At 68.6% G+C, this 207-nt stretch carries 1 protein-coding gene; it reads right to left on the bottom strand.

What is annotated here, in order from left to right; translation table 11 throughout:
* A partial coding sequence (locus tag ACZ6JE_RS15815) for an SLAC1 family transporter (protein WP_464319570.1) occupies window positions 1–207 on the bottom strand: 207 nt, incomplete at both ends.

The raw sequence follows: 207 nt of genomic DNA, 5'->3' as shown, positions 1-207 counted from the left end.
GAAGTGCGCCATCACCGGATTGAGTCGATGCCCCCGCGCGGTGGCTCGGTAACGCACCCAGTGCATGACGGTCGCCGTGCTGAGAGCGACCAACAACACGCTGGCCAGTGCCCAGACGATGGTCGCGGCAGGGCGCAGCCCCGGGAACTGCAACGGCAGGGTCGCCGCGGCGTTGGCGACGATGCCGGTCCCCATGATCGACGCGAA

It is taken from the genome of Frigoribacterium sp. AC759, from assembly GCF_979256015.1.
Note: the sequence above shows the minus strand (reverse complement) of the source record. Positions and strands in the feature narration are given on the sequence as shown.